Annotated in this window: 24 protein-coding genes; 9 read left to right on the forward strand and 15 right to left on the reverse strand. The window is 69.7% G+C overall.

Going from position 1 to position 26,854, the window contains the following annotated elements; all coding sequences use genetic code 11:
• Positions 1-62 precede the first annotated feature (62 nt).
• The 12 genes from rimM to ftsY all read right to left on the reverse strand — a co-directional run bounded on the left by rimM (position 63) and on the right by ftsY (position 13,103).
• Positions 63-587 carry a ribosome maturation factor RimM gene (gene rimM / locus M8859_RS01750; RefSeq protein WP_159919940.1) on the reverse strand — a complete coding sequence of 175 codons (525 nt, stop codon included), beginning with the start codon at positions 585-587 and terminating at the stop codon, positions 63-65.
• Positions 588-830, reverse strand: a complete 243-nt coding sequence (locus M8859_RS01755; RefSeq protein ID WP_040708791.1) for an RNA-binding protein — start codon at positions 828-830, stop codon at positions 588-590. It abuts the gene before it with no gap.
• A 94-nt stretch (positions 831-924) separates the two neighbouring features.
• Positions 925-1,353 carry a 30S ribosomal protein S16 gene (gene rpsP, locus M8859_RS01760; protein WP_159919942.1) on the reverse strand — a complete coding sequence of 143 codons (429 nt, stop codon included), beginning with the start codon at positions 1,351-1,353 and terminating at the stop codon, positions 925-927.
• 398 nt (positions 1,354-1,751) lie between these two features.
• Positions 1,752-2,489: a class I SAM-dependent methyltransferase gene (locus tag M8859_RS01765; protein ID WP_195070442.1), complete on the reverse strand. Its 738-nt coding sequence runs from the start codon at positions 2,487-2,489 to the stop codon at positions 1,752-1,754.
• Between the two features lie 49 nt (positions 2,490-2,538).
• A complete protein-coding gene (locus M8859_RS01770; protein WP_195070441.1) occupies positions 2,539-3,522 on the reverse strand; it encodes an LLM class F420-dependent oxidoreductase in 984 nt (327 codons plus the stop codon).
• Between the two features lie 54 nt (positions 3,523-3,576).
• Positions 3,577-4,671 (reverse strand): amidohydrolase family protein, encoded by a 1,095-nt coding sequence (locus M8859_RS01775; protein WP_249643632.1) that lies wholly within the window; start codon positions 4,669-4,671, stop codon positions 3,577-3,579.
• A 189-nt stretch (positions 4,672-4,860) separates the two neighbouring features.
• Entirely contained in the window at positions 4,861-6,420 is a 1,560-nt protein-coding gene (gene ffh / locus M8859_RS01780; RefSeq protein ID WP_249643633.1) for a signal recognition particle protein, read from the reverse strand.
• A gap of 104 nt (positions 6,421-6,524) precedes the next feature.
• Positions 6,525-6,839 carry a hypothetical protein gene (locus tag M8859_RS01785; protein ID WP_223512631.1) on the reverse strand — a complete coding sequence of 105 codons (315 nt, stop codon included), beginning with the start codon at positions 6,837-6,839 and terminating at the stop codon, positions 6,525-6,527.
• 137 nt (positions 6,840-6,976) lie between these two features.
• Positions 6,977-9,376, reverse strand: a complete 2,400-nt coding sequence (locus M8859_RS01790) for a [protein-PII] uridylyltransferase (protein ID WP_304654068.1) — start codon at positions 9,374-9,376, stop codon at positions 6,977-6,979.
• A 145-nt stretch (positions 9,377-9,521) separates the two neighbouring features.
• A complete protein-coding gene (locus M8859_RS01795) occupies positions 9,522-9,860 on the reverse strand; it encodes a P-II family nitrogen regulator (protein WP_040868325.1) in 339 nt (112 codons plus the stop codon).
• A 5-nt stretch (positions 9,861-9,865) separates the two neighbouring features.
• Positions 9,866-11,245, reverse strand: coding sequence for an ammonium transporter (locus tag M8859_RS01800; RefSeq protein ID WP_304654067.1), 1,380 nt, complete (start codon positions 11,243-11,245; stop codon positions 9,866-9,868).
• 349 nt (positions 11,246-11,594) lie between these two features.
• The gene (gene ftsY / locus M8859_RS01805) at positions 11,595-13,103 is read right to left on the reverse strand and encodes a signal recognition particle-docking protein FtsY (RefSeq protein ID WP_249643634.1); all 1,509 of its coding nucleotides are present in this window, start codon (positions 13,101-13,103) and stop codon (positions 11,595-11,597) included.
• 193 nt (positions 13,104-13,296) lie between these two features.
• Between ftsY and M8859_RS01810 the strand changes: the two genes are divergently transcribed.
• A complete protein-coding gene (locus M8859_RS01810; protein ID WP_159919954.1) occupies positions 13,297-13,686 on the forward strand; it encodes a DUF2237 family protein in 390 nt (129 codons plus the stop codon).
• Positions 13,687-13,815: 129 nt separating this feature from the next.
• Here the strand turns inward: M8859_RS01810 and M8859_RS01815 are convergent, their stop codons facing one another.
• Positions 13,816-14,589, reverse strand: coding sequence for a TetR/AcrR family transcriptional regulator (locus M8859_RS01815; protein WP_159919956.1), 774 nt, complete (start codon positions 14,587-14,589; stop codon positions 13,816-13,818).
• A gap of 106 nt (positions 14,590-14,695) precedes the next feature.
• Here M8859_RS01815 and M8859_RS01820 point away from each other — a divergent pair, with 106 nt between their 5' ends.
• Entirely contained in the window at positions 14,696-15,613 is a 918-nt protein-coding gene (locus tag M8859_RS01820; protein ID WP_249643635.1) for an NmrA family NAD(P)-binding protein, read from the forward strand.
• Between the two features lie 199 nt (positions 15,614-15,812).
• On the opposite strand, the gene smc is transcribed toward M8859_RS01820, so the two are convergent.
• Complete coding sequence (gene smc / locus M8859_RS01825) at positions 15,813-19,433, reverse strand: chromosome segregation protein SMC (protein WP_195070438.1); 3,621 nt, start codon at positions 19,431-19,433, stop codon at positions 15,813-15,815.
• Between the two features lie 430 nt (positions 19,434-19,863).
• On the opposite strand from smc, the gene M8859_RS01830 reads away from it, so the two are divergent.
• Positions 19,864-21,540 carry a hypothetical protein gene (locus M8859_RS01830; RefSeq protein ID WP_249643636.1) on the forward strand — a complete coding sequence of 559 codons (1,677 nt, stop codon included), beginning with the start codon at positions 19,864-19,866 and terminating at the stop codon, positions 21,538-21,540.
• 58 nt (positions 21,541-21,598) lie between these two features.
• On the opposite strand, the gene M8859_RS01835 is transcribed toward M8859_RS01830, so the two are convergent.
• Positions 21,599-22,024 carry a DUF1707 SHOCT-like domain-containing protein gene (locus tag M8859_RS01835; RefSeq protein WP_159919964.1) on the reverse strand — a complete coding sequence of 142 codons (426 nt, stop codon included), beginning with the start codon at positions 22,022-22,024 and terminating at the stop codon, positions 21,599-21,601.
• Between the two features lie 229 nt (positions 22,025-22,253).
• Between M8859_RS01835 and M8859_RS01840 the strand changes: the two genes are divergently transcribed.
• The 6 genes from M8859_RS01840 to M8859_RS01865 all read left to right on the forward strand — a co-directional run bounded on the left by M8859_RS01840 (position 22,254) and on the right by M8859_RS01865 (position 26,797).
• Positions 22,254-23,339: an S-(hydroxymethyl)mycothiol dehydrogenase gene (locus tag M8859_RS01840; protein WP_249643637.1), complete on the forward strand. Its 1,086-nt coding sequence runs from the start codon at positions 22,254-22,256 to the stop codon at positions 23,337-23,339.
• Positions 23,336-23,962, forward strand: a complete 627-nt coding sequence (locus M8859_RS01845; protein WP_249643638.1) for an MBL fold metallo-hydrolase — start codon at positions 23,336-23,338, stop codon at positions 23,960-23,962. The genes M8859_RS01840 and M8859_RS01845 overlap by 4 nt, the downstream gene beginning before the upstream one ends.
• A gap of 102 nt (positions 23,963-24,064) precedes the next feature.
• On the forward strand, positions 24,065-24,532 hold the full coding sequence (locus M8859_RS01850; RefSeq protein WP_159919970.1) for an OsmC family protein: 468 nt from the start codon (positions 24,065-24,067) through the stop codon (positions 24,530-24,532).
• Entirely contained in the window at positions 24,532-24,810 is a 279-nt protein-coding gene (locus M8859_RS01855) for an acylphosphatase (protein WP_159919972.1), read from the forward strand. The genes M8859_RS01850 and M8859_RS01855 overlap by 1 nt, the downstream gene beginning before the upstream one ends.
• Before the next feature lie 31 nt (positions 24,811-24,841).
• Positions 24,842-25,630: a hypothetical protein gene (locus M8859_RS01860; RefSeq protein ID WP_236565251.1), complete on the forward strand. Its 789-nt coding sequence runs from the start codon at positions 24,842-24,844 to the stop codon at positions 25,628-25,630.
• Entirely contained in the window at positions 25,631-26,797 is a 1,167-nt protein-coding gene (locus tag M8859_RS01865; RefSeq protein ID WP_159919974.1) for a glutathionylspermidine synthase family protein, read from the forward strand. It abuts the gene before it with no gap.
• The last annotated feature ends 57 nt before the right edge of the window (positions 26,798-26,854 follow it).

The following is a 26,854-nucleotide window of genomic DNA, read 5'->3' on the forward strand; positions in this document are numbered from 1 at the left end:
CCTGTCGCCGGGCCGCACCGCGCCGGCCGGGCGCGCGCCACGCGCACGAGTCTTCGACCGCCTCATTCCGGGTCGAGCAGACCCTCGGGCGGATCGATCACGATCACGCCGTCGGCGAGCGACACCGTGGGCACGATGGCGGTGACGAACGGGATCAGGATCTCTCGCCCGTCCTCGGCGGCGCGCACCTCGAGCAGTTCCCCCGCCGCGGAATGCAACACTTCGCGCACCGACCCGACCACGGTGCCGTCCGTGAGCCGGACCTCCAGCCCCTCGAGCTCGTGGTCGTAGAACTCGTCCGGGTCCTCGGAAGGCGGAAGGTCCGCGCTGTCGACCACGAAGAGCATGCCGCGCAGCGCGTCGGCCGCGGCGCGGTCGCTCACACCGGCCAGGAACACCAGAAGCCGGCCCGAGTGTTCCCGGACCGACTCCACGGTGAAGTCGCGAAGCTCCGCCGCTCGCGGCAGCCTGCCGCGCAACGTGACACCCGGCGCGAAGCGCGCCTCGGGCTCGTCGGTGCGTACTTCGACGACGAGTTCGCCGCGCACGCCGTGCGACTTGGCGACCCGTCCGACGACGAGTTCCATCTACTGGTCGGTGTCGACCACGTCGACCCGGATCCCCCGGCCGCCGATGCCGGCGACCAGGGTGCGCAGCGCGGTCGCGGTGCGTCCGCCGCGGCCGATCACCTTGCCCAGGTCATCGGGATGTACATGCACCTCGACGGTGCGTCCGCGGCGACCGGTGATCAGCTCGACCCGGACGTCCTCCGGATTGGCGACGATGCCGCGCACCAAGTGCTCGACGGCATCGGCGACGACGGCGCTCACTGATCCATCACCTCGAGACGCGACTCACCCGTCGTCGGGGCCGACCGATGTACGGCTCCGGACGGGTACCCCGTGGACGGGTAACGTCGACTCATTACTCGGCGGCCTCGGCGGACTCGGCCTCTTCGGCGTCCTTCTTGGCCTTCTTCTTGGGGGTGACCGCCTCGGCGACCGGCTCGTTGTCGGCGGCGGCCAGCGCGGCGTTGAACAGGTCCAGCTTCGACGGCTTGGCCGGCTTGACCTTCAGGGTGCCTTCGGCGCCCTCGATGCCCTTGAACTTCTGCCAGTCACCGGTGATCTTCAGCAGCTGGAGGACCGGCTCGGTCGGCTGCGCGCCGACGCCGAGCCAGTACTGCACCCGCTCGGAGTCGATCTGGATGAGCGAGGGCTCTTCCTTCGGGTGGTACTTGCCGATGGACTCGATGGCCCGGCCGTCCCGGCGGGTGCGCGCGTCCGCGACGACGACGCGGTACTGCGGGTTGCGGATCTTGCCCAGGCGGGTGAGCTTGATGCGAACAGCCACTGCTGATCTGCCTTTCGTTGGTTGGTCACGACGCAATTCGGCGACCCGCATGGTCTGCGAGCCCGGTTTTGCGCTTTGGAGTGTGTGACCGCCGCGCGGTACGGAACCGGAGACGGGCTGACACTTGTCCGGAAGGACGGTGGTCCATTGTGCCAGACCCGGCGATCACGCCGGAAATCGCGTCCCGTGTTCACGAAACGGCGTCCGCCCGTCATTACCAGGCATGAGGCTCGTCCGACGCAACCGCGGGCGGCCCGCGCGCATCACTCGCGAGTGAACTCGGGCAGGAGGCCGCCGTCGAGTATGTGGCGCCGGCGTGTTCCGCGTGCTGCGCCTGATGGCCTCGGGCCTCGTCCGCGCCCTCGACTGGGGTCGGCGGACGACCCGCAGCGGTGCGATTACGCCGCAGCGGTGGCGGTGAGCGCGCGAGTGGGCACCCACGGGCCGCCCCACCACATCCGCCACCCCACGCCGCGTAGCGTGACAGCCGTCGCGCCGTCGGCCACCAGGACGGCGCGGTATTCGCGCGTCCTGCCGATATCGACGATGACCAGTTTGCCGCCGGGGCGCAGCACCCGGCACGCCTCCCGCACCGCCTTCGCACGGCCCTCGGCGGTCCTGATGGTGTGAATCGCCAAGCTGGAGACGACGACGTCGAACGCGCCGTCCGGAAACGGCATGCGGGTCATGTCGCCGGTGCGCAGCTCGACCCGGTGTGCGACGTTCTCGGCGAGAGCGTTCTGCCCGGCGGTGGCCGGGGTGTTGCCGCAGTGGTCGGCCGAGCACCACAGATCCAGGCCCACCGCGCGCCCGGCAGGCAGGCGGCGCGCGGCCGCGAGCAGCACCGCGCCGCGGCCGCACCCCATGTCGAGTAGTCGTTCGTCGCCGCGCAGGGCGAGGTCGTCGAGCAGACCGGCCCATACCCGGAACTTGCCCCGGCGGGTCGTGTGCAGGAACAACCCGAACTGCGCGGCCAGCACCACACCGATCAGCAGGAGCAGCAGACTCGGACGGACCTGCTGGAACAGTGCCACCACCAGAGCGGCGGCGAGATATCCGACCGCGAGAACTCCGAGCAACAGCAGCACCGACGGCGCGTCGATCCCGTACGACGCTCGCCACGGAGGGGCTATCATCGGCCGATTGTATCCAGCGCCAACGGCATTCGCGCCGGGTTCGCGCTCGTCAGCGCACCAGCGGAGCAAGAGTGCGCCCGGCGAGTTCGACAGCGCCCGGCTCGTGCCCGTTGAACACCATGTTGATGACGAGGCCGTCGACGCCCTGGTCGAGAACACGGGTCCGCAGCTGTTCGGCAACCTCGTCCGGCGTGCCGACGAACTGGCGGTCGGCCGGGCTCTGCGCGCGCTCGGAGTCCGACATCGCCGACAGATCGATTCCCATGCGGCCGAGGTAGTCCCGCTGCTGCTTGCGCACCAGATCACCGTCGGAGTCCATCATCACGAAGCACAGGTAGCTGGTCTCCAGGGTCTGCGGATCCCGGCCGACCTCGGCACAGCGCGCGTGCAGCGCTTCGATCTTGCGCGGCAGCTCGGAGGCGTTGCAGATGATGTTGAGGTGGTCGGCGAAGCGGGCGGCCAAGCCGAAGGTCTTCTTCTCGCCGCTGCCGCCGAGCAGGATGGGGAGGTCGTCGCGCACGCGCGGTTCGTTCATGGCGTTCTCCGCCTGGTACCACTCGCCGTGGAAGGTGGGGCGCTCACCGCGCAGCATCGGCTGAATGATCCCCAACGCCTCCTCGAGCCGCTGGAAGCGTTCGGTGAACGTGCCGAACTCGTATCCGTAGGAACGGTGCTCGAGCTCGAACCAGCCCGCGCCGATGCCCAGCACCGCGCGGCCGCCGCTGACCACGTCCAGCGTCGTGACGGTCTTGGCGAGCATGGCCGGGTTGCGGTAGGTGTTGCCGGTCACCAACGCCGACAACTGGATTCGTTCCGTTGCCGTGGCCAAGCCGCCGAGCGCGGTGTACGCCTCGAGCATCGGCTCGTCTGGCGTGCCGATGCCGGGCAGCTGATAGAAGTGGTCCATGACGAAGGCCGTGTCGAAACCGGCGGCTTCGGCCTCTCGGGCCTGCGCGACTACCGTGGGGAACAGCTCGCGCACCGACTTGCCGTAGCTGAAGTTGGGCATCTGATATCCGAGGCGAATTGTCACAGAATCCGACCTTACGCCGTATCGGGAAACGCACGAGACAACCGCGGTGACGAGTCAGCGATGGCTGGTGACCGGACCGCGCCGGTCGTACACGCGCCCGCGCAGGACGACGGCGTACGGCGTGGTGAGCGTGTCCGGGTGGATGCGGGGATCCTCCTGGTAGACGACGAAATCCGCCGGTGCGCCGGGTTCGATGCCGGGCCGTGCGAGCCAGTCGCGGGCGTTCCAGGAGGCCGCGCCGAGCGCGTCGTGCCGGGACAGGCCCGCGGCGGCCAGCGCGGCGATCTCGTCGGCGATTCGCCCGTGACGGATGGAGCCGCCCGCGTCGGTGCCCGCGAATATCGGCACGCCCGCCTCGTGCGCGGCGGCGACCGTGCCGCGCACCCGCCGGTGCAGATCGCGCAAGTGCGCGGCGTAGACGGGGAATTTGCCCGCGCTGTCGGCGATATCGGGGAAGGTGTCGATGTTGACCAGGGTGGGGACCAAGGCGGTGCCGTGCTCGACCATCATCTCGATGGTCTCGTCGGTGAGGCCGGTGCCGTGCTCCAGGCAGTCGATACCGGCATTGATCAAGCCGGGCAGCGCGTCCTCGCCGAACACGTGGGCGGTGACGCGGGCGCCGTTGACATGCGCGGCGTCGATGGCCTCCTTCAGGATCGCATCGCTCCACAGGGGGCGCAGGTCGCCCACGGAGCGGTCGATCCAGTCGCCGACGATCTTCACCCAGCCGTCGCCGAGGCGGGCCTGCTCGGCGACGATCTCCGGTAGGTCGCGCTCGTCGTCGAGCTCGATGCCCAGCTCGCGGATGTAGCGCTTCGGCCGGGCGATGTGGCGGCCCGCGCGGATGATGCGCGGCAGCTCCTCGTGGTCGTCGATGAAGCGGGTGTCGATCGGCGAGCCCGCGTCACGCAACAGCAGCGCACCGGCCGAGCGTTCGGTCTCGGCTTGCGCGACGGCTCCGGCGCGGTCCTCGTGACCGCCGCCGTAGCGAATACCGACGTGGCAGTGCGCGTCCACCAGACCCGGCACGATCCACCCTGTGCCGCACAGGGTTTCGGCTCCGGGCACGGGCTCGAAGGACACCAGGCCGTCGCGCACCCAGAGATCGCGCACCTCGTCTTCGGGGAGAACAACACCTCGCAGATGCACAGCAACCTCCTGGGCCTCGTAGCTGCCTCCAACCTACTGGCCGACGCCCAAGGCGGTCATCCGCGCACGAAGCGGCTACGGGACGGCTACGTCCTCCGATCGGACCGCTCCGCCGCGCCCGCTTGCGGGCGCGCCCGAACCAGGGAATGCAACGAGCAGCTCTGGCGTGCGGAACGGAGGTGCGCTGTCCTACTTCTTCGGGAACTTCAGCTTCGACAAATCGAAGCCGTCCAAGCCTGGCGGCAGCTGATCCAGGCCGGCGGGCATGTTCGACAGGTCGGGCATTCCGGCGGGCATTCCGGGCATACCGCCCATCCCCGGGAAACCTCCGCGTACCTTCGGCGGGGTCGGGCCGCGACCCTTCTTGCCCTTCTTGCCCTTCTTCGCGTTGCCGCGACGGGAGCCGGGCAGCCCCATCTGGCGGCCCATCATCGCCATCATCTTCTTGGCCTCGAAGAAGCGGTCCACGAGCTGGTTGACCTCGGAGACCTGGACGCCGGAACCGTTGGCGATGCGCAGGCGGCGAGAGGCGTTGATGATCTTCGGGTTCTCCCGTTCGGCCGGCGTCATGCCGCGGATGATCGCCTGCACCCGATCGAGCTGCTTGTCGTCGACCTGCGCGAGCACGTCCTTCATCTGACCGGCGCCGGGCAGCATGCCGAGCAGGTTGCCGATCGGGCCCATCTTGCGGATGGCCAGCATCTGGTCCAGGAAGTCCTCGAGCGTGAGTTCGCCGCTGCCGATCTTGCGTGCGGCCTCCTCGGCCTGCTTGGCGTCGTAGACCTGCTCGGCCTGCTCGATCAGGGTGAGTACGTCACCCATGCCGAGGATGCGGCTGGCCATGCGGTCCGGATGGAAGACGTCGAAGTCCTCGAGCTTCTCACCGGTCGAGGCGTACAGGATCGGGACGCCGGTGACCTCGCGGACACTCAGCGCCGCGCCGCCGCGGGCGTCGCCGTCGAGCTTGGTGAGCACCACGCCGGTGAAGCCGACGCCGTCGCGGAACGCCTCGGCGGTGTTGACCGCGTCCTGACCGATCATCGCGTCGAGCACGAACAGGGTCTCGTCCGGTTGCACGGCGTCGCGGATGCCCGCGGCCTGCCGCATGAGCTCCTCATCGATACCGAGGCGGCCCGCGGTGTCGACGATGACCACGTCGTACTGCTTCTGCCGCGCCTCCTCGACACCACCGCGCGCCACGTTCACCGGATCGGCGGCCGAGATGCCCAGCGGATTCTCGCCACTGCCGACGGACGTGCCGGGGTGCGGAGCGTAGACGGGCACGCCCGCGCGCTCACCGACGACTTGCAGCTGGGTGACGGCGCCGGGACGCTGCAGGTCGCACGCCACCAGCAGCGGCTGATGGCCCTGCGATTTCAGCAATCGCGCCAGCTTGCCCGCGAGCGTGGTCTTACCGGAACCCTGCAGACCGGCCAGCATGACCACCGTCGGCGGGTTCTTGGCCAGGTTCAGCCGCCTGGTCTCGCCACCGAGGATGCCGACGAGCTCCTCGTTGACGATCTTCACGACCTGCTGGGCCGGGTTCAGCGCCGCGGAGACCTCCGCGCCCTTGGCGCGCTCCTTGATCCGCCCGATGAAACCGCGGACCACGGGCAGCGCGACGTCGGCCTCGAGCAGTGCGAGGCGGATCTCGCGGCAGGTGGCGTCGATGTCGGCCGGTGACAGACGCCCCTTACCGCGCAGATCCTTGAGGGCACCGGTAAGCCGGTCGGACAGGGATTCGAACACCGATCGCGCTCCTGATCTCGGGGGACGTCACATTCTCTCCCAGGGTAATGGGCTCACCCGCGTGTTCGCGCAGGCGGTGCGTCCTTCCGTGCGCCAGGGGCTTGCTAGTCGAGCACACGACGGCGCGGTTTGACCGATTTGCGGTAGTCGCGGTTCTCCGCGGCCACCATGAAGACCGCCTCGTTGGCGGTCAGGCCCAGCTCGTGGGCCAGGTCGTCGAGCACGGCCCATTCCGCCGTGCTGGGGATGAGGGAGGTGGCGACCGTCGAGGCGATCGTCATCGCGGTCACCGCCTGTTGCCCGGTCAAGGTGCGACCCGGAAGCCAGGAGACCACCCACCGGTCTCCGCCGACGCAGCGCGCCATGTGCGTGGTCTCGTCACTCGTCATCGTGGACGCCGAAACGACTTCAATTGCCACCGACCTGCTCCCCTCGTGCTCGCGATAGCCCGGACGCACTAGATCGTAGGGGTCGGTCACCGGAGCGGAGCTCAGATGTAGCAAATATCCCGCAACAGATTGGTCACTGGGTAGAAGTACAGCTGGTCGCCGCTTTCCTATTTCTCCGCACCCTCGACAGGCGGCTTCGGCGCAGTTCTGGGAACCACCGCGAGAATCGCTTTCTCGATCGCTTCCCGGCGCGCCGGACCGTCCTCGGCTCCCAGCTCGAGGCAGAAGCTGTCGACCACAGCGGACCCCATCGTGACCACCTTGGCCCATCGGACGTCGGCTCCGCAGACGGCGAGTTCGGCGGCCAAGCGGCTGAGCAGGCCGATCCGGTCCTCCGCGCGCAGTTCCAGGATCGCTTGGCCGGGCACCGCGGTGTCCGCCCAGATGACCCGGGGCTGGGCCTGGGCGTACCGGCTCCGGCCGACGGTGCTCGCCTCACGCTCGCGTTTGGCCAGCGCCGCGGGCACGTCCAGTTCGCCTGCCGTGGCACGGATCAACTCCTGGCGGAGCAGCCCCGGGTCCGGTGGGTCGCCGAATCTCGGGGCGACGACGAACGTGTCCACGGCCGAAGCGCCTTCCACGCCGAGCGCGGCCGACAGCACCCGCAGCGAATGCAGCGCCAGCACGCCGGCGGCGTCGGAGAGCAGCCCGGGGCTGTCGGGCGCGATGACGGTCACCGTGTACGTGTGCTTGCTCTCCCCCGGCTTCAGGTCGACGTGCACCCCGCCCGCCCTGGCCTTCTCGACCAGTTCCGGTGCGATCGGCTCGGGCGTCGGCAGCTGGTCGCCCGCCATCACCATCCGGCAGCGCCGAACCAGCTCGCCGATCAGCGAGGCCTTCCAGTCCCCCCAGACACCCGGCCCGGTGGCCAGTGAGTCGGCCTCGGCCAGGGTGTGCAGCAGTTCCAGCAGCTGCGGATCGCCGTCGAGCGCGTCGACGACGGAGCGCACCGTCTCCGGATCGGACAGGTCGCGCCGGGTGGCGGTTTCCGGCAACAGCAGGTGATGCCGGACGATCGCGCTGAGCGTGCGCACGTCCGACGGCCACAGACCGAGCCTGCGGCCGATGTGGGTGGCGAGTTCCGCGCCCACCAGGCTGTGATCGCCCGCGCGGCCCTTGCCGATGTCGTGCAGCAGCGCGCCGAGGGCGAGCAGGTCCGGACGGGCCACCCGGGTGCTGAGCGCGCCCGCGTAGGCCACCGTCTCCATGAGATGACGATCGACGGTCCAGGTGTGCAGCGCGTCGCGCGGGGGCAGGTCACGGACCGCGCCCCATTCCGGGAGCAATCTGCCCCACAGGCCGGTCCGGTCCAGCGCCTCGATCGCATCGATGGTGCCGCGGCCCGCGCCCAACAGGACCAGCAGGTCGTTGAGGGCGTCCTTGGGCCACGGCTCGCGTAGCTCGGGCGCGTCCTCCGAGAGCCGGTTCAAGGTGGTGGCGGACATCGGCAGGCCGGTCTGCGCCGACGCCGCCGCGACGCGCAGGATCAGGCCGGGGTCGCGCTGGGGGCGCGCGTCCCTGGCCAGCACCACCTCACCGGCATGCTCGACGACTCCTTCGTCCAGCGGCCTGCGCACCGGCATCCGGCGCAGGCGCGCCAATCCCCTTCGGGGCAGCGCGTTGGCCGCGGTGCGCAGCCCGACGTCCACGGAGTAGCTGACCGTCCGGGCCGAGTCGCTCAGGGTTCGGGCCAGATCGAACCGATCGCCGATGCGCAGGGCCGCGCCGATCTCGTCGGCGTCCTGCGCCCGCAGCTGATCACGGGAACGGCCCGCCACGCGATGCAGTTCGGTACGCACGTCCAGCAGACGCCGGTGCGCCTGCTTCAATCCGCCGCCCGGCACGTCCGGCCCCAGTCCGGGCATGGCGTCGGTCAGCTGGGCGATGGCCAGCGCGTCGAGCAGCTGGATGTCGCGCAGGCCGCCGCGCCCATTCTTCAGATCGGGCTCGGCGCGGTGGGCGATCTCACCGCTGCGCTCCCATCGGGCCTGCGCCTGGGCGATGAGATCATCGAAACGGGACCGGATACCGGTACGCCATTCCCGGCGCACCCCGCCGATCAGCAGATTGCTCAGTTCCTGGTCGCCGACGATGTGCCTGGCCTCGAGCATGCCGAGGGCGGCGATGAGATCGTCGGCGGCCACCCGCAACGCCTGCGGCACGGTCCGCACACTGTGGTCGAGTTTGATATGCGCGTCCCACAGCGGGTACCAGAGCTGGTCGGCGACCTCGGCCACCCGGGCGGGATCCACGTCGTCGTGCAGCAGCACCAGATCCAGATCGGAGAACGGCAGCATCTCGCCGCGGCCGAGACCGCCGACGGCCACCACGGCCAAGCCGCTGTCGGGCCCTATGCCCAGTTCGGCGCCTTTACTGGTGAGCCAGAGTTCGTAGAGGTCGACCAAGGCCTGGCGCAGCGACTCGGCATCCAGCCGGGGATTGCGGGGCAGGCCGCCGTCGAGCAGTTGTCTTCGCGCGCGGACCAGGTCGGCCGCCCCGTTGGACACCCTGCCGTTGCCTTCTTCGGCGCCCTTCGGACCACCGTCGTGTTCGTGCCGACTTCCCACAACCCACCGCCCATCTCATGCGCGCGGCCCCGCCCCGACCGGGAGCTCCGGCGGGAGCGGGGCCGCCGCTCGACTCGATATTCCGCTACAGCGCGTCGGTGCCGCGTTCGCCGGTCCGCACCCGGATGATCGACTCCACCGGAGTCACCCAGACCTTGCCGTCGCCGATCTTGCCGGTGCGGGAAGCCTCCACGATCACCTCCACGACCTTGTCGACGGACGCGTCGTCCACGACGACCTCGACGCGGACCTTCGGCACGAAATCGACGGAGTACTCGGCGCCGCGGTACACCTCGGTGTGCCCCTTCTGCCTGCCGTACCCTTGGACCTCGCTGACGGTCATGCCCAACACACCCGCCTGCTCGAGCCCGGACTTCACGTCCTCGAGCGTGAACGGTTTGACGATTGCGGTGATCAGTTTCATGTTCGTCATGCCTCCTTGACGGCCGAACGTGCCGTGCTACCCAGAGCGGCGAAGTCGTAGGCGGTTTCCGCGTGCTCGGATTCGTCCAAGCCCACCGACTCTGCTTCCTCGCTCACGCGCAGCCCAATGGTGAACTTCACGATATAGGCAATGATCAGCGTCGCGATGAAGGAGAAGACAAGTACCACACCGGCACCCACCGCTTGCCGCCACAGCTGGTCGAATCCGCCGCCGTAGAACAGGCCGGTCTTGGCCGCACCCGCCTCGGGCGCGGCGACGAAACCGACCAGCAGGGTGCCGACGATGCCGCCGACGAGGTGCACGCCGACCACGTCGAGCGAGTCGTCGAAACCGAACTTGAACTTCAGGCCGACCGCCAGTGCGCACAGCGCGCCCGCGACCGCGCCGACGACCAGCGCGCCGAGCACGTTCACCGAGGAACACGCCGGGGTGATGGCGACCAGACCGGCCACGATGCCCGACGCCGCGCCCAGCGAAGTGGGCTTGCCGTCACGGATCTTCTCCACCAGCAGCCAGGCCAGCACGGCGGCGCAGGTCGCGATGGCGGTGATGATGAAGGTCGAACCGGCGAGGCCACCGGAGGTCACCGCGGAACCGGCGTTGAAGCCGAACCAGCCGAACCACAGCAGACCGGCGCCGAGCATGACGAACGGCAGGTTGTGCGGGCGGAACGGCGTGCCCGGCCAGCCCTTGCGCTTGCCGAGCACCAGCACAAGGGCCAGACCGGCGGCGCCCGCGTTGATGTGCACCGCCGTGCCACCGGCGAAGTCGACGGCGAGCAGTTTGTTGGCGATCCAGCCGCCCTCGTGCACGATGTTGCCGTCGGCGTCCTTCACGTCGAAGTCGAACACCCAGTGCGCGACCGGGAAGTAGACCACCGTGGCCCAGATGCCCGCGAACAGCAGCCACGCGCCGAACTTCATGCGGTCGGCGACCGCGCCCGAGATGAGGGCGACCGTGAGGATGGCGAACATCAGCTGGAAGGCGACGAAGACGGTCGCCGGAATCGTGCCTGCGAGCGGGATGTTCACCGCTTCGGTGGTGATGGCGCCCGCCGCGTCCTTGGCCTCGGCGACGGAGTTACCACCGATCAAGCCCTTCAGCCCGAAGAACTGCGTTGGGTCACCGATCACACCGAAGATGTTGTCGCCGAAAGCCATCGAGTATCCGTACAGCGACCACAGCACGCCGACCACGCCCATGGCGCTGACGCTCATCATGATCATGTTGAGCACGTTCTTCGAGCGGACCATGCCACCGTAGAAGAAAGCCAGGCCCGGGGTCATCAGCAACACCAGCGCCGAACTCACCAGCATCCAGGCGGTGTCACCGGTATCCGGTGCACCGGTAAGTGGAAAAGCCACCTTAATGTCCTCCTCATCTCGGGCCCAGCCGATTCCGGCAAATGGACCTGAACAGAAGGGTCCTCACTCGGTGTTTCATCCGTAGAGCTGTCGTGTTTCACCTACGTGAACGGATGACGCAGCTGTGTTGCCACTACGTTTCGTCACCTACACCGAGGGTTCTCCGACGCTGTGAGTACAGCGTCCGCCGAATCGGACATTCGTTACGGCGGAAGAGGCGTCGGCAAACATTCGGGGTGTGATGGACCTCGCACCCGGGCGGCCAGCGAGTGCTCGTCCTCCGGGTGCGCGCCACTGCCCGAAACAGCGCGGGCGCGAGCCTTTTCGAGGGGCTCGGCGAGCGGGAGGCTCAGCCCAGCAGCGCGTCCACGAACGCGGCAGGCTCGAACGGGGCCAGATCGTCGGCGCCCTCACCGAGCCCGACCAGCTTCACCGGAACACCCAGTTCGTGCTGGACCTGGAAGACGATGCCGCCCTTGGCGGTCCCGTCCAGCTTGGTCAGCACGACGCCTGTGATGTCGACCACTTCGGCGAACACTCTGGCCTGGGTCAGTCCGTTCTGCCCGACGGTCGCGTCCAGCACCAGCAGGACCTCGTCGACGGCGGCCTTCTTCTCCACGACGCGCTTGACCTTGCCCAGCTCGTCCATCAGACCCGTCTTGGTGTGCAGCCGGCCCGCCGTGTCGATGAGCACCACGTCGACGCCGCGCTCGACACCCGCGGCCACCGCGTCGAACGCGACCGCGGCCGGGTCGGCGCCCTCGCGGCCGCGGACGGTGTCGGCGCCGACCCGCTCGCCCCAGGTCTGCAGCTGATCGGCGGCCGCGGCGCGGAAGGTGTCGGCCGCGCCCAGCAGCACGCGGCGGCCGTCGGCGACGAGCACGCGCGCGAGCTTGCCGGTGGTGGTCGTCTTGCCGGTGCCGTTCACGCCGACCACCAGCAGGATCGACGGGTGATCCGGATGCGGCAGCGCGCGCACCGAACGGTCCAGTTCCGGTCGCAACTGCTCGATCAGCACGTCGCGCAGGACGGCGCGCGCCTCATCGGTGCTGCGCACGCTGCGCGCCGCCATCTCGGCGCGCAGCCGGGAGACGACGGCCGTGGTGCTCGCGGTGCCGAGGTCGGCCAGAACGAGGGTGTCCTCGACCTCTTCCCACGAGTCGTCATCGAGGTCGCCGCCGCCGAGCAGGCCGAGCAGGCTCTTGCCGACAGCGTTCTGCGACCGGGACAAACGCCCCCGCAGGCGGACCAGGCGACCGGCGGGGGGCTCGATCTCCTCCAGCGCGGCGGGAGCCTCGACGCCCGCGGGCGTGTCGGGAGCGACCACGTCGGGAGCGGCGCCGACCGCGTCGGTAGCAGCGGTTTCGGCGGTGGCGGGCTCGGCGTCGGCCGTGGCCGGTGCGGTGTCGGCTACCGAGCTCTCCGGCGACTGGGCCTCATCGGCCGTCGGCGGCACTGTCTCGGCCGTCGACGCGTCCGCCCCGGGTGCGGTGGCGGGTTCGGCGCCACCCGACGCGGCGGGCGTCTCGGCGACGTCGGCCTCCGGCAACGGGACGTTGGTGATACCGCGCTTGGGCGCGTCGCGCGGGATCGCGGCGTCGTCGCCGACGTGCGGCTGTCCTTCGGTATCGGTGCGCTCGACCGGTTGTGGTTCGGTCGCCGTCCCGCCCCGGCTGAAGTTGAATCCGCCGGAGGCGGTGTACCCACCGGAACGGTCGGTCACCTCCTTGTCCGGCGTGGGCGGAGTCAGCGACACGCGGCCGCGCTTGTACCGGACGAAACCGGCGACGAGCACGACGAGCAGCAGCGCGGCGACCGCGGCGATCAGGATCCAGACTTCGGGACTCACGCGGACCATCCTTGCAGACCGACCGTCACGTGTTCGGCCCCGAGCCGCACCCGGCGCGCGAGTCGCGCCACCGCGCCGACGCCGCGAACTCGGTGAACACCGCTGGTACCGGGCCTCGGACCCGCCCGCGCGGGCACCGACACAGCCCTCCAGATTTCTTGTCCTGCGGAACTTCTCGCGAAGGGACAATAGGATCGGCGACGTGACCGATCGAAACGTGCTTGGGGGGCCGCTGGAAGAGTGCGGCACCGATCCTCTCACCGGCTTCTACCGGGACGGCTGCTGCAGTACCGGGCCGGAGGATTTGGGCAGCCACACCGTGTGCACCGTCGTCACGGCAGAGTTCCTGGAGCATCAAACCTCCATCGGCAACGACCTGAGCACGCCGCGACCGGAGAACAACTTCCCCGGCCTGCAGCCGGGCGACCGGTGGTGCGTGGTGGCCGTACGGTGGCTGCACGCACACGAGGACGGCGTCGCCGCGCCCGTTGTGCTGGCGGCCACGCACGAGAACGCCCTGGAAGTGATCTCGATGGACATCCTGCGCAAGTACGCCGTCGACGTGCCCGACGACGTCAGCGACCTGCTGTGAGCAACCCGTAAACCCCCTCTTCGGCCCGCGGCGGGCGCCGCGAAACCACCTGCTCGCGCCGATCGCGGACCGGGTCCCGATCGGTCCGTGGCGCATCAGAGCACCGGATGACACAAATGCGCCATCCGGCTAGCGAGCCGACGCGACACGCCGACGATGAGCCTTCTGACGACAGGCCGCGGAGCAGTACCTGGCCCGCCGACCCGTCCCGGCCCGGGGCACCTCCCCGTGACACATCGGACAGCGCCCACTTCCAGTTTCGTTACGGTCCAATGATTCGTTACGGTTCTCGGGCCGAACCTCCGGTTTCGTCACTCCCGGCTGATCCGGCCGAGCGCGCAGCGCGTCGAGCACGATCGCCGCGGTGCGGTCCACACTCCCCCGCGTCTTGCGGAGCTGTTGGATAGCGACGCATCCGGTGAAGATCGCCAGCACGTCGTCGAGCTCGATGTCGGCTCGGACCGCACCCGCCTGCTTGGCCGCGGCGAGCAGGGCTTCCAGCGAACGGTGGAAACGCACGCCCGCGCTGTGCAGGAGTGCGCGCGGCCAGCCGTCGTCGGACTGGACCATGTCACAAAGCGCCTGGTTACCAGGCGTCGTGGCGATCACCGCGGTGCAGAAATCGAAGAAGGCCGCACCCGGGTCCGGTGCGCCGATATGCTCGGCGGCCAGTTTCGCCAACCGATCGATGCGTTGCTGCATAACGGCTTCGAGCAGGTCGGCCTTCGTCGGGAAGTGCCGGTAGACGGTGCCCGCGCCGACGCCCGCCCGGCGGGCCACCTCCGCGAGCGAGACCGAGGCGCCCTGCTCGGCGAAGGCGCGCTGCGCGGCTGCCAGCACGAGCGCGCGATTGCGCCGGGCATCAGCTCGCGATGTCCCGCCCGGGGCGAGAGATGTGGTCATTTCGTTACGCCTCTCCGAAAAGGGACCTGGTCGATCGGGTCGAGCCACCCGTATCGTCCGAATCCGGGTCACACGACCCGATTCTATCGAGCAGAGAAGGCGGAGCATGTCCCCTCAGCACAACCTGATCCTGGTCACCGGAGCCACCGGCAAGCAGGGCGGCGTGACCGCCCGCAGGCTGTTGGCGGACGGCACGGCGGTGCGCGCGCTGGTCCGCGACGCGCATGCGCCCGCCGCACAGCAGTTGGCCGCGGCGGGCGCCGAACTCGTCGTCGGCGACTTCGACTCGCCCGAGACGTTCCCCGCGGCGCTGGACGGTGCCACCGGATTGTTCCTGGTGCCGCCCGCCGCGTATAGCCCGCAGGGCTGGGATGTCGAAGTGGAAGCCGCGCGCGGAGAGTCGCTGGTCGCCGCGGCGCGCAACGCCGGTGTCCGGCAGATCGTGTTCACCGGCATCGCCTCGATGAACGACGACGTCTCCTGGGGCGCCAGCGGCAAGAAGCGCATCGAAGACGCCGTCATCGCCAGCGGCGCCCGCTACACCCTGCTGCGCCCGGTGCGCTTCATGGAGAACTACCTGCTGCGCACGTCACCGGTCGACGGCATCCACGATGGCGTCCACCGGCATCTCTTCCCGGCCGAAGGACCGATGAAGGTGATCGCCCTGGCCGATATCGGCGACATCGCCGGTCTCGTCTTCGCCGATCCGGACCGATTTCACGGTCGCGTCCTCGAACTCGCGGGCGACGCGCTCACCCCGCCCGCGGCCGCCGCGGCGATCAGCGCGGCCACCGGCCATCCGGTCCGCTATCAGGAGATCGGCGAAGCAGACGCGGACGCGCTGGGCGTGGCGATCGGCAACACCTGGCGACTGCTGCGCCGGACCGGCGGCTGGCGGGCCGACGTCGAGGAGATCCGCCAGATCCATCCCGGCTTGCGGACTTTCGACACCTGGCTGGCCGAAACCGGTGCGGCGCAGATCAAAGCCGTACTGGAAAGCGAAAAGGCTGGTGTCGCGGAGTGATTCGATCCGGAGCACCCGCGCCGGGCTGATCCGTACGCGTCGGGGGGAAGCAATAGCGCGGTGACGGATGAAGAGCGACGCATTCGCGCTGCTCGTGGAGGTATCGCGGCTGCCGGGCGTACCGTCGACATGGTGGTACGCCTGCGCAGGAGATCCGGTCGTTCTCGACGCGATCCGGTGGGCGCGGAAGTGGAGCCGCTCAGCCCACCGCGCCGACCGGGGCCAGATTCTCCCCGCGCAGCCGCTGGGAGATCACCTGGGTGATGCCGTCACCGCGCATGCTGACGCCGTAGAGCGCGTCGGCGATCTCCATCGTCGGCTTCTGGTGGGTGATGACGATCAGCTGGCTCTTCTCCCGCAGCTGTTCGAACAAGCCGATCAGGCGGCGCAGATTGGTGTCGTCCAGCGCGGCTTCCACCTCGTCCATCACGTAGAACGGCGAGGGCCTGGCGCGGAAGATGGCCACCAGCAACGCCACCGCGGTCAGCGACTTCTCCCCGCCGGACAGCAGCGACAACCGCTTGACCTTCTTGCCCGGCGGACGGGCCTCCACCTCGATGCCGGTGGTGAGCATGTCCGAGGGATCGGTGAGCAGCAACCTGCCCTCGCCGCCGGGGAACAGTTTCGCGAATACCTGGACGAACTCGCGCTCGACGTCGGCGTAGGCCTCGGTGAACACCTCCAGGATGCGGGCGTCGACCTCGGCGACGACGTCGAGGAGATCCTTGCGCGCGCTCTTGACGTCCTCGAGCTGGGTGGCCAGGAAGTTGTAGCGTTCCTCCAGCGCCGCGAACTCCTCCAGCGCGAGGGGATTCACCTTGCCCAAAGTGGCCAGGTCCTTCTCCGCCCGCTTGGCGCGACGCTCCTGGGTCTGCCGGTCGTAGGGCATCGGGGCCGGCGCGCTGACCTGCTCGCCACGTTCCCTGGCCTGCTCGTACTCCTGTAGTTCCAGCGCCGAGGGCGGCAACGGCACATCCGGGCCGTACTCGGCGATCAGATCGTTCAGCGCGATGCCGAACTGCTCGGCGATGGTCGCCTCCAGTTGCTCGATGCGCAGCGCGGCCTGCGCCTTGGCCACCTCGTCCCGGTGCACCGCGTCGGTGAGCTGGGACAGCTGCGCGGTGAGAGCCCGCACCCGCTCCTTGATCTGCTCGACTTGCGCGGCGCACTCCGTGCGCCTGCGCACCAGCTCGTCGCGGCGAGCGCCCGCCTCGGCGACCACCTGCTCGAGCTCTGCGGCGATCTTCGCACCGGACTCCGCGACGGCGGCGGCCAGCTCGGCGGCCTGCTTACGCGCGGCCTGGGCGCGTTCGGCGCGGGCGCGGGTCTCCCGCTCGGCACGTGCGGCGCGCCGCAGCGAATCCGCTTTGCCCCGAACCGATTCCGCTCGTTCCTCGGCGGTGCGCACGGCCAGCCGGGCCTCGACCTCCATCGCGCGCGCCTCGGCCAGCGCGGCCGCTGCCTCTTCCCGTGCGCGACCGGCGGATTCGGTGCCGGCCGCGCCCGCGCCGTCGGCGTCGACCTCGGACTGTTCGAGTTCCGCGTGCCGCAGGCGATCCTCCAGTTCGGCCAGCGACGCGAGCGCCTCCTCGCGGCCGGCCTCGGCCTCGTCGCGCTGGCGCAGCAGCCGCTCGCTTTCGGTCTGCGCGGTGCGGGCGGTCTGGCCGAGACGGCCCAGCCGCTCGTAGATCGCCACCAGCGCCTGGTCGGATTCGTGCAGGGCGAGCAGCGCCTGGTCGACGGCGTCCTTGCGGTCGGCCTGCTCCTCGAGCGCGCCGGACAGCGCGGCCTCGAGTTCCTCGGCGCGCCGCTGCGCCGCCACCAACTCGGCCTCGGCGGCATCGATGTCGGCCTGGATCTCCAATTGGCTGGGCGCGCGATCCGAACCGCCCAGCAGCCAGCCGTTTCCGGCGAGGTCACCGTCGCGAGTCACCACGCGCAGGTCGGGTCGCGCCGCGACCAGCGCGCGGGCGGCGGGCAGGTCGTCGGCCACGGCGATGCCCGCGGTCAGCGCCGCGATCGCTCCCTGCACGGTGCCGGGGCACTCCACCACGTCGATCAGCCAGCGGACGCCGTCGGGCAACGCGCCCGGCTGTGCCCGATCGGCGCTCTCGGCGCCGAAGACGACGGCGGCGCGGCCGCCGTCGGCCTCCTTGAGCGCCTGGATCGCGGCGTGCGCGGACTCGCCGGTGTCGGCGGCGACGGCGTCGGCCAGTGGGCCGAGCGCGGCGGCCACCGCCGCCTCATAGCCACCGTGCACGCGGAGCAGGGCCGAGAGCGGACCGAGCAACCCCTGCTCGCGATGCTCCACCAGCCAGGCCACACCGTCCCGGCGTGCCAGGTTCATCCCGAGCGCCTCGATACGCGCGCCCAGCGACGCGACCCGCTTGCTCGCGTCACGGTCCTGTTCGCGCAATTCGGTGACACGCTGATCGGCGAGTTCCAGTGCCTGCACCGCGTGCTCGTGCTGGGCGTCCAAGCCCTCCTCCCCCGCATCGAGTTCCGCGAGTTCGGCCTGCACCGTGTCGAATTCCGCCTGGGCGGTCTCGCCGCGGTGGCGGGCGTCGGCGATGGCGACCGAGAGTCGTGCGATCTCGGTGTCCATCGATTGCGCCCTGGCCCGCAAGGTGTCCACCTTGCCGGACAGCCGGGCCACACCCTCGCGCCGGTCGGCGATCGCCCGCACGGCCGCCAGATGCGCCTGTTCGGCGGCCTTGGCGGCGTGCTCGCGTTCGGCGAGCTGATCCCGTGCCGCTTCCAAGACCTCGGCGGCCATCTCGACCGCCTCGCGCAGTTCGGCTTCCTCGGCTTCGACGCGGTCGGCCTCGGCCTCCAACTGCTCGGGGTCGCGGCCGGTGCCGACCGGAGCCGCGGCGTCCAGGTGCCGCGCCCGGTCACCCGCGATGCGGATCGTCGCGTTGACGCGCTCGGCCAGCGCGGAGAGCTGGAACCAGATCTGGGCGGCGGCCTCGGCGCTCGGCGTCAGCCGGGACAGCTGGAATTCCTGCTGCGCCAGCGCCGCGTTGGCCGCGTCCAGCTCGGATTGCACCGTGATCTGCTGCTCGCGCGCGTAAGCCTCTTTGCTCTGCTGACCGGCCAGCTCCTCGCGGCGCGTGACCAGGTCGTCGGCGGCCAGGCGCAGCCGGGCGTCGCGCAGGTCGGCCTGCACCGTCTGCGCCCTGCGCGCCACCTCGGCCTGCCTGCCCAGCGGTTTGAGCTGCCTGCGCAGTTCGGTGGTGAGGTCGGTCAGACGAGCCAGGTTGGCTTGCATGGCCTCGAGCTTGCGTACCGCCTTTTCCTTGCGTTTGCGGTGCTTGAGCACACCGGCGGCCTCTTCGACGAAGGCGCGGCGGTCCTCCGGGCGCGACTCCAGGATGGCCGAGAGCTGACCCTGCCCCACGATGACGTGCATCTCGCGTCCGATGCCGGAGTCGCTGAGCAGTTCCTGCACGTCCATCAGGCGGCAGGAGTTGCCGTTGATCTCGTATTCGCCCGCGCCGTCGCGGAACATGCGCCGGGTGATGGACACCTCGGCGTAGTCGATCGGCAGGGCGCCGTCGGAATTGTCGATGGTGAGCGTGACCTCGGCGCGGCCGAGCGGTGCGCGCCCGGCGGTGCCCGCGAAGATCACATCCTGCATCTTGCCGCCTCGCAGCGCCTTCGCACCCTGCTCGCCCATGACCCAGGTGAGCGCGTCGACGACGTTCGATTTGCCCGATCCGTTCGGACCGACAACGCACGTGATGCCCGGCTCCAACCGCAGCGTCGTCGCGGACGCGAAGGATTTGAACCCCTTCAACGTCAGGCTCTTCAGGTGCAAGTTCGACGGCCTTTCCGTGTTCTGCCCGGTCGGCGTTCCGCGTGGTAGAGGCAGCGTATCCGGCGACCAGTCATGGTATCGGTCGCGTGCCGGGAGCTGCGGGGGCCCGGCGGCGCACGCGACCGAGTAGCGGTGCGGCGATATCGGTAGGTTATCGAGTCGCCTCCCGTTGGGGCGCATCAATGTGCCCGAGGTTTGCGGGACGCCCCCCGCGCTACCCGTCACGCCCGGTCGATGGACGCGGCGCGAGCAGGGCGGCTCCTCCGGTCCGCGCGCCGCGACCGGCGAAACGCGCGTCGGACCGACCAGAGGTCTCCACCGACCTCGGTCTCCGCCGATTCAGGCGGTCTCGAACTGGCACTGACGCCGCGCCCTCCGGCCACATACGATCCCTCTGATTCGCCAGCGGAACGTTCGGGAGCGCACCACGATGTCTGCCCCCTCACCAGGGACAAGCACCCGGTTCCGCCTTGCCCGGATCACGGGCCTGGTACTCGGCAGCCTGGTGTTCCTGCACGCCTGTGAGCGCAGCAAGAGCGCACTGCTCAGCGATGTGCGGGTGGAGGTGGCGATCGCGGCCACGCTCGGCGCCGCCGCGTTGGCCGCGGCGTGGTTCGAGATCAAGCTGCGGGCGCAGGAGCAGGACGACGACCCGCCGTGGGAGGAGCACGAGCCGGACCAAACCCCCAGGCGTGGGAATTTTCCCGGTCGATCCGGACGGTCCGCGGACCGGGCCCACGGCCACGGCGAGCCGGCCGGGCGCACCCGCCCCGCCGGCCGACCGGAGCCCGTGGCGCACCACGAGGACGACGACCAGCCCGAACTCACGCGATCCGCCGGGCCCGCCGACATCGTCGCCGGGATTGCGCGGACATTGCGGATCGCCCGCCCCGGCACCGAGGACGAACGGCCGCTGCCGCCCGCATTGAGCGCGGTGACCAAGTGGATGCGCCGTATCGACCGCGACGACGACACCGAGCCCGACGAAATCGACGACCACGACGAGATCGAGCAGATCACTCGCACCGAGACCGGGGAACTCGTCGTGGAGTCCAGCGGGCGAACGGTGCGAGCCAAGATCTCGCGCTCCGGCGACCTCGTCTTGCACGGCCGGTCGCACGCCGGACGGTCGGAATGGAAATGGACATTCCAGCCCGACGCCTTCCAGGCCATCCGCGCCGCGCTCGGCGAGGGACCCGGCGACCTTCTCGATCTGCTCGAGGACACCATTCCGTGGCTGGACGCCGACGCGCGCCAGGACCCCGGCGCATGGCTGCGCGCCCACGACATTCCCGCGACCTACCGGGAGAAAGGCGTCAGCGCCACGCAGGTCACCCGCGAACTTCCGGTCCTCCGGCCCGGGCGTCCGCCGCAACGGCCCCGGGCGGGAATGCCTCGCCGGTCGTCGCCGAACGACTCATTCGGGACCGCACGCGGGTCCGCCGAAGAGGACGATCACGCTCGGTACCCGGCCCGCCGCACACGTCCGCCGACCGACACCCGATCTCTCGAAAGCCCGCCGATACGCCGCGATGGCCGCTCTACACACCGGAGAGCCGCTGATCCACGGCAGTCATCCCCGGACGCGGATGCCGATCGGTGGCATCGCGGCCACGCGGCCGAGCCCGCCACACAGCGAAATCGCTGGTCCGACGACTACGATTCCCCCGCCCGCTCGCGCCCGGCACGCCGCCACCGCGACGAGCCCGAACCGGCTCGGCCCAGCGATCGGTTCCCGCCGACCGATGCGAATGATCCCGACCTGCCCGTGCGTCCCGCGCCCGGCCGTCCCGAACTACCGAGACGCCGACGCCGCGAACTCGCCGACGACGACCAGCACGACGCACACCGCACCGCCCGGCAGCCGGATCGCTACCCGGGCGACGCCGAGGGCCGCCGAACCCCAACGAATCGGCGAGCGCCCACGGATTTCGAGCCCGGACCCGCGCGACCGGATCGGGTCGATCCCGGATACCGCAACCGGTCGACACCGCCGGAACCGGCCTACGACCCACCCCCGCCGAGTCGCCGCCATCGCGGCGAACCACGGCCACGGCCCGATACCCGCGCCAACTCGCAGGAGCGCACTTCGCGGCACGGACGGTAGAACACGAATACGGCGCTGCCACCCGGTGATCCGGATGGCAGCGCCGCGAAGACGAACCTCAGCTCGCGCGTTGCCCGAAGCGGCCGTTCTCGAAGCCTGCCACCATACGGAACGCGAGGACGGCGCCCCAAGGACCGATCACCCACATCGGCCAGAAGTAGGTGAAAGCGCCGACTCCCAGCGAGATCGCGCCCCAGATGACGAGCACGAGCACGCTCACGGCGAGCCAGGTGCCGCCCTCGATGCGCTGCCAGATCGGGATACGCGGGGGCGCGGACGCCGGTGCGGCGGCATCCTTGCCGAGCTCGGGCAGATCGGACAGCACCGAGCGCAGATCGTCACGGTCGGTAGTGGCGTACACCTGCGCGACGCGCTGGTCGTACTCGGGCAGATCGATGCGGCCGTCCGCCATGTGCCTGCCGAGCAGGCGTACCACGGCGTCGCGTTCGGCGTTCGAGGCGCGGATGCCGGTGGAGATGTCCATGCTTGGTCCTATCGACGAAATTCATCTTCCATAGTGGAATGTTGCTCAGCATAACCCTCCTATGTGGAATGTCAACCCTTCCGCGATCACCCTCCCGAAACCTCGCGACCGCCCTCGTTCCGGCGGTAGGGTTCGAAGATCGGGAACAGCTGTATGGACAGCTGTTCAGCGCGCGGATCCACGGAGCGGCCGGATCCGCGTCACCAGCGAATTCGCTCAGGAGGCACAGGTGTCCGAAATCGTCCGCGGGGTCGTGGCCCGCAGCAAAGGCGCACCGGTCGAGATCGTCGACGTGGTGATCCCGGATCCAGGCCCGCACGACGTGGTGGTCCGGGTGCGGGCGTGCGGCGTCTGCCACACCGACCTGCACTACCGCGAGGGCGGTATCACCGACAGCTTCCCGTTCCTGCTCGGCCACGAGGCCGCCGGTGTGGTGGAGACCGTCGGCGCCGCGGTCACCCATGTGGCGGAGGGCGACTACGTCATCCTCAACTGGCGCGCGGTCTGCGGCGAGTGCCGGGCGTGCAAGCGAGGCCGCCCCTGGTACTGCTTCGACAGTCGCAACGCGAGCGAGAAGATGACGCTTGCCGACGGGACCGAGCTCACCCCCGCGCTGGGCATCGGGGCATTCGTCGACAAGACGCTGGTGCACGAGGGCCAGTGCACGAAGGTGGATCCGGAGGCCGACCCCGCGGTGGCGGGCCTGCTCGGCTGCGGGGTGATGGCAGGCCTCGGCTCGGCGCTGCACACGGGCAACGTCTCGATCGGCGACACCGTCGCGGTCATCGGTTGCGGCGGCGTCGGGGATGCCGCGATCGCCGGAGCCCAGCTGGCTGGGGCGGCGACCATCATCGCGGTGGACCGGGACTCCCAGAAACTGCACTGGGCCAAGGACTTCGGCGCCACCCACACCATCGATGCGTCCAGCGAGGACGTGGTGGAGAAGATCCAGGAATTCACCGACGGCTGGGGCGCCGACGTGGTGATCGACGCGGTCGGCAGGCCGGAGACCTGGAAGCAGGCGTTCTACGGCCGTGATCTGGCGGGCACGGTGGTCCTCGTCGGCGTGCCGACCCCGGAGATGACCCTCGAGATGCCGCTGCTCGACCTGTTCTCCCGTGGCGGCGCGTTGAAATCCTCCTGGTACGGCGACTGTTTGCCGGAACGCGACTTCCCCACCCTGATCGACCTCCACCGCCAGGGCAGGTTGCCGCTGGACCGGTTCGTCACCGAACGCATCGGACTCGATGAGGTGGAGCAGGCCTTCGCCAAGATGCACGCCGGCGAGGTACTGCGGTCGGTGGTGGTCCGGTGAGCGCCCGCGTCGACCGCGTCGTCACCTCCGGCGCTTTCTGTCTGGACGGCGGCGCCTGGGCAGTGGACAACAATATCTGGCTGGTCGGTGACGACGAGGAGGTGGTCGTCATTGATGCGGCGCACGACGCCGACCCGATCGTCGCGGCGGTCGCGGGCCGCGTCGTCCGCGCGATCGTGTGCACCCACGGGCACAACGATCACGTGACGGTCGCTCCCGAACTCGCCGAGCGCTTGGACGCGCCGATCTTGCTACATCCCGACGACGAACCGCTGTGGCGCATGACCCACCCGGAGGCCGGCTACCGTCCCCTCGCGGACAGCGAGCAAATCCCGGTGGCGAACACCTCGATGCGGGTCCTGCACACCCCTGGCCACTCACCTGGATCGGTCTCGCTGCATCTGCCCGCCGCGACGGCGGTGTTCACGGGAGACACGCTGTTCGCCGGTGGGCCCGGCGCGACCGGTCGCTCGTTCTCCGATTTCGGCACGATCATCGAGTCGATCCGCGAACGCCTGCTGACGCTCCCGGAGGACACCGCGGTGCACACCGGACACGGCGACTCCACCACCATCGGCACGGAGAAGCCGTTCCTCGCCGAATGGATCGCCCGCGGCCACTGAGTTATCCCCGCCACGGTGGCCGGCCCGCGTGGAATGGCGCGACCGGGCGCGGCGTTGCCAGGCGCGCGAACTCATTGCGACGACAATGGCAGGATCAGACTCATGGCTGAACAGACCGCTACACCCGCCACCGCCACCGCGGCGCCGATCACGCCGGAGCCGACCACGCTGTGGGTCGAGCGCACCGGCACCAGGGCTTACACCGGCCGCAGCTCCCGCGGCGCCGAGGTCTTGATCGGTTCGCAGGGCGTACCCGGTGTGTTCACACCCGGCGAGCTGCTGAAGATCGCGCTGGCCGCCTGCTCGGGCCTGAGCGCGGACTTCCCGCTGTCGCGCAAGCTCGGCGACAACTTCGACGCGACGATCCGGGTCTCCGGCGACGCCGACCGGGAGAACGAGGTCTACCCGCACCTGGAGGAGGTGTTCGAGCTCGATCTCAGCGACCTCGACAACGAGGCCAGGGAACGGTTGCTGGTCACCGTGCAGCGTGCGATCGACAAGGTCTGCACGGTGGGACGGACGCTGAAGGCGGGATCGAGGGTGTCACTGTCGTTCGACGTCGAGGCCTGATGGACGACCCGGTCCGTTTGAGCGCCTGGGTACACGGCATGGTGCAGGGCGTGGGTTTCCGCTGGTGGACCCGGTCGCGGGCGCTGGAACTGGGACTGGTCGGGCACGCGACCAATGCCACCGACGGCCGGGTGCACGTGGTCGCCGAGGGACCGCGACCGGCCTGCGAGGAGTTGCTCGAACGCTTGCGTTCCGGTGATACACCTGGTCAGGTGAGGTTGGTTGTGGAAAGCTGGGAGCCCGCGCGGGGTGAATTGACCGGTTTCGAGGAGCGGTAGTGGTGATTCGGGTGACGAGGGGGGCACAGCGGTGAGCACGCGGAATCCCGGTGACGACGAGCGCCGGGACGAACCCGAGCGTTCATCCGGCCCGGAACACCCGGCCGAGGACAAGCCGTCGCCCACCCCCGCCACGCCCGTGCCGGGCGAAGAGCAGGATTGGTCGACGCCCGTCTCCGCACCGGGTGGCGCCGCCGAGCAGCCCGAGATCGACTGGTCGACCCCGACTTCGGTGCCGCCCGGCGACACGAGTCCGGACGCCGAGCAACCGCCGCGCCCCGGCCGGATCCAGCGCCAGGAACCGGGCATCACGCAGCCCCGCCCACCCACGGTTGCCGAGGCACGGGCGAGAGAGAAGGCACGCAGGCGCGCCGAGGAAGCACAGCGCGCGGCCGCCTGGGCCGAAGAAGCCAAGAAGCGCAACCGCAAGCGCGTCATGATCGGCGGTGTCGCCATCGTCGGCGTAGCCGCCCTGGTCGGCGGCGGCTATCTGGCTTATCGCGCACTCACCGCGCCCGACCGCGTCACGGCCCACTGCGTGAAGACCGAGAACGGTCAAGAGATCGTGGTCGAGGATTCCTATTGCGGCGACGGCCGTCCCGGCTTCGTCGGCGACACCAGCCCGGGAGTCAGCCCGGGTCTGATCATCCTCGGCGGCGGGCCGCAATACCGCTACTACTACGGCGGCACCGGCACCGTCGGCAGACCCCCGACCGGCGGCACCACGATCAAGCCCAAGAGCGCCGAGATCAAGACCAAGAGCGGCACCACGATCCAGCGCGGCGGCTTGGGCAGCAAGAGCACCGGCGGAGGGTCGTAGATGCGGCGCGTGCGGGATACGCCCCGGCCGGGCTGGCAGCAGATCACCGAAAGCCAGGGCCTGGTCTACGGCTCCCCTGGGCGGGACGCGAGTGGTCAGCCACGGCCCTACTGGGACGAGTCGGTGCACTACGAGTTCGAGATGTCGGAGATCCTCGCGTTGGAGGCCGACGTCGAACTGCTGCACTCGATGTGCCTGAACGCGGTGGAGCACATCGTGCTCACCGAACGGTTCGCCGATTTCGGCCTGCCCGAGTGGAGCTGGGGCCCGATCGCCGAATCCTGGCGACGCTCCGACCCGCACGTGTACGGGCGCTTCGACCTGCGCTACGACGCGCGGCGTCCGGCGAAACTGCTGGAGTACAACGCGGACACGCCGACCTCCCTGCTGGAGGCCGCGATCGTGCAGTGGCACTGGCTGACCGATCGCTACCCCGGCGGCGACCAGTGGAACTCGTTGCACGAGAAGCTGGTCGAGCGGTGGGGTGAGCTGCGTGACGTGCTGCCCACCGCGCAGCTGCACTTCACCTGGTCCGGGGCGGACGCCACCGGCGAGGACAACGTCACCACCGCCTATATGCAGGAGACCGCGGCCGAGGCCGGATTCGACACCGTCGCGCTGCCGATCGAGGAAGTCGGATTCGACTCGGAACTGGAGCGTTTCGTCGATCTGGCGGAGGCTCCGATCGAGGCCGTCTTCAAGCTCTACCCGTGGGAGTGGGTGCTCGACGACGATTTCGGCAAGCGCGTCGTCGACAGCCTGCCACAGACCATGTGGATCGAACCGCTGTGGAAAACCCTGCTGAGCAACAAGGCGATCCTGGCGGTGCTGTGGGAGATGTATCCGGGCCACCCGAATCTGTTGCCCGCCTACCTCGACCAGCCCAACGAGCTCACCGAGTACATCCGTAAACCGAAGCTGGGACGAGAGGGCGCCAACATGACCATCGTCGGCGCCGGTCTGGAGACCGCGACCGGCGGCGTCTACGGCGAGGAAGGTTACGTCTACCAGTTGCTGGACCCGTTGCCAGAGTTCGACGACATGCGCCCGGTGCTCGGCGCGTGGATCGTCGGCGACGCCGCGGCGGGTCTCGGCATCCGCGAGACCGCGGGGCTGATCACCGACGACGGCTCGGCATTCGTCCCGCACCGCATCGTCACCGACTGAGCATCGTCACCGATAATCACCCATCCAAACTCGGCCGCACGCCAACCCGTCTCGGAA

The sequence above is a fragment of the Nocardia sputi genome, assembly GCF_023501985.1.

Bases quoted from the DNA above. Each gene is read 5' to 3' on its own strand.
- M8859_RS01835 (WP_159919964.1), bottom strand. From the start codon at position 22,024: ATGGACATCTCCACCGGCATCCGCGCCTCGAACGCCGAACGCGACGCC.
- rimM (WP_159919940.1), bottom strand. From the start codon at position 587: ATGGAACTCGTCGTCGGACGGGTCGCCAAGTCGCACGGCGTGCGCGGC.
- M8859_RS01765 (WP_195070442.1), bottom strand. From the start codon at position 2,489: ATGATAGCCCCTCCGTGGCGAGCGTCGTACGGGATCGACGCGCCGTCG.
- M8859_RS01850 (WP_159919970.1), top strand. From the start codon at position 24,065: ATGGCTGAACAGACCGCTACACCCGCCACCGCCACCGCGGCGCCGATC.
- M8859_RS01815 (WP_159919956.1), bottom strand. From the start codon at position 14,589: ATGACCACATCTCTCGCCCCGGGCGGGACATCGCGAGCTGATGCCCGG.
- M8859_RS01795 (WP_040868325.1), bottom strand. From the start codon at position 9,860: ATGAAACTGATCACCGCAATCGTCAAACCGTTCACGCTCGAGGACGTG.
- M8859_RS01865 (WP_159919974.1), top strand. From the start codon at position 25,631: ATGCGGCGCGTGCGGGATACGCCCCGGCCGGGCTGGCAGCAGATCACC.
- M8859_RS01820 (WP_249643635.1), top strand. From the start codon at position 14,696: ATGTCCCCTCAGCACAACCTGATCCTGGTCACCGGAGCCACCGGCAAG.
- M8859_RS01855 (WP_159919972.1), top strand. From the start codon at position 24,532: ATGGACGACCCGGTCCGTTTGAGCGCCTGGGTACACGGCATGGTGCAG.
- M8859_RS01830 (WP_249643636.1), top strand. From the start codon at position 19,864: ATGTCTGCCCCCTCACCAGGGACAAGCACCCGGTTCCGCCTTGCCCGG.
- ftsY (WP_249643634.1), bottom strand. From the start codon at position 13,103: ATGGTCCGCGTGAGTCCCGAAGTCTGGATCCTGATCGCCGCGGTCGCC.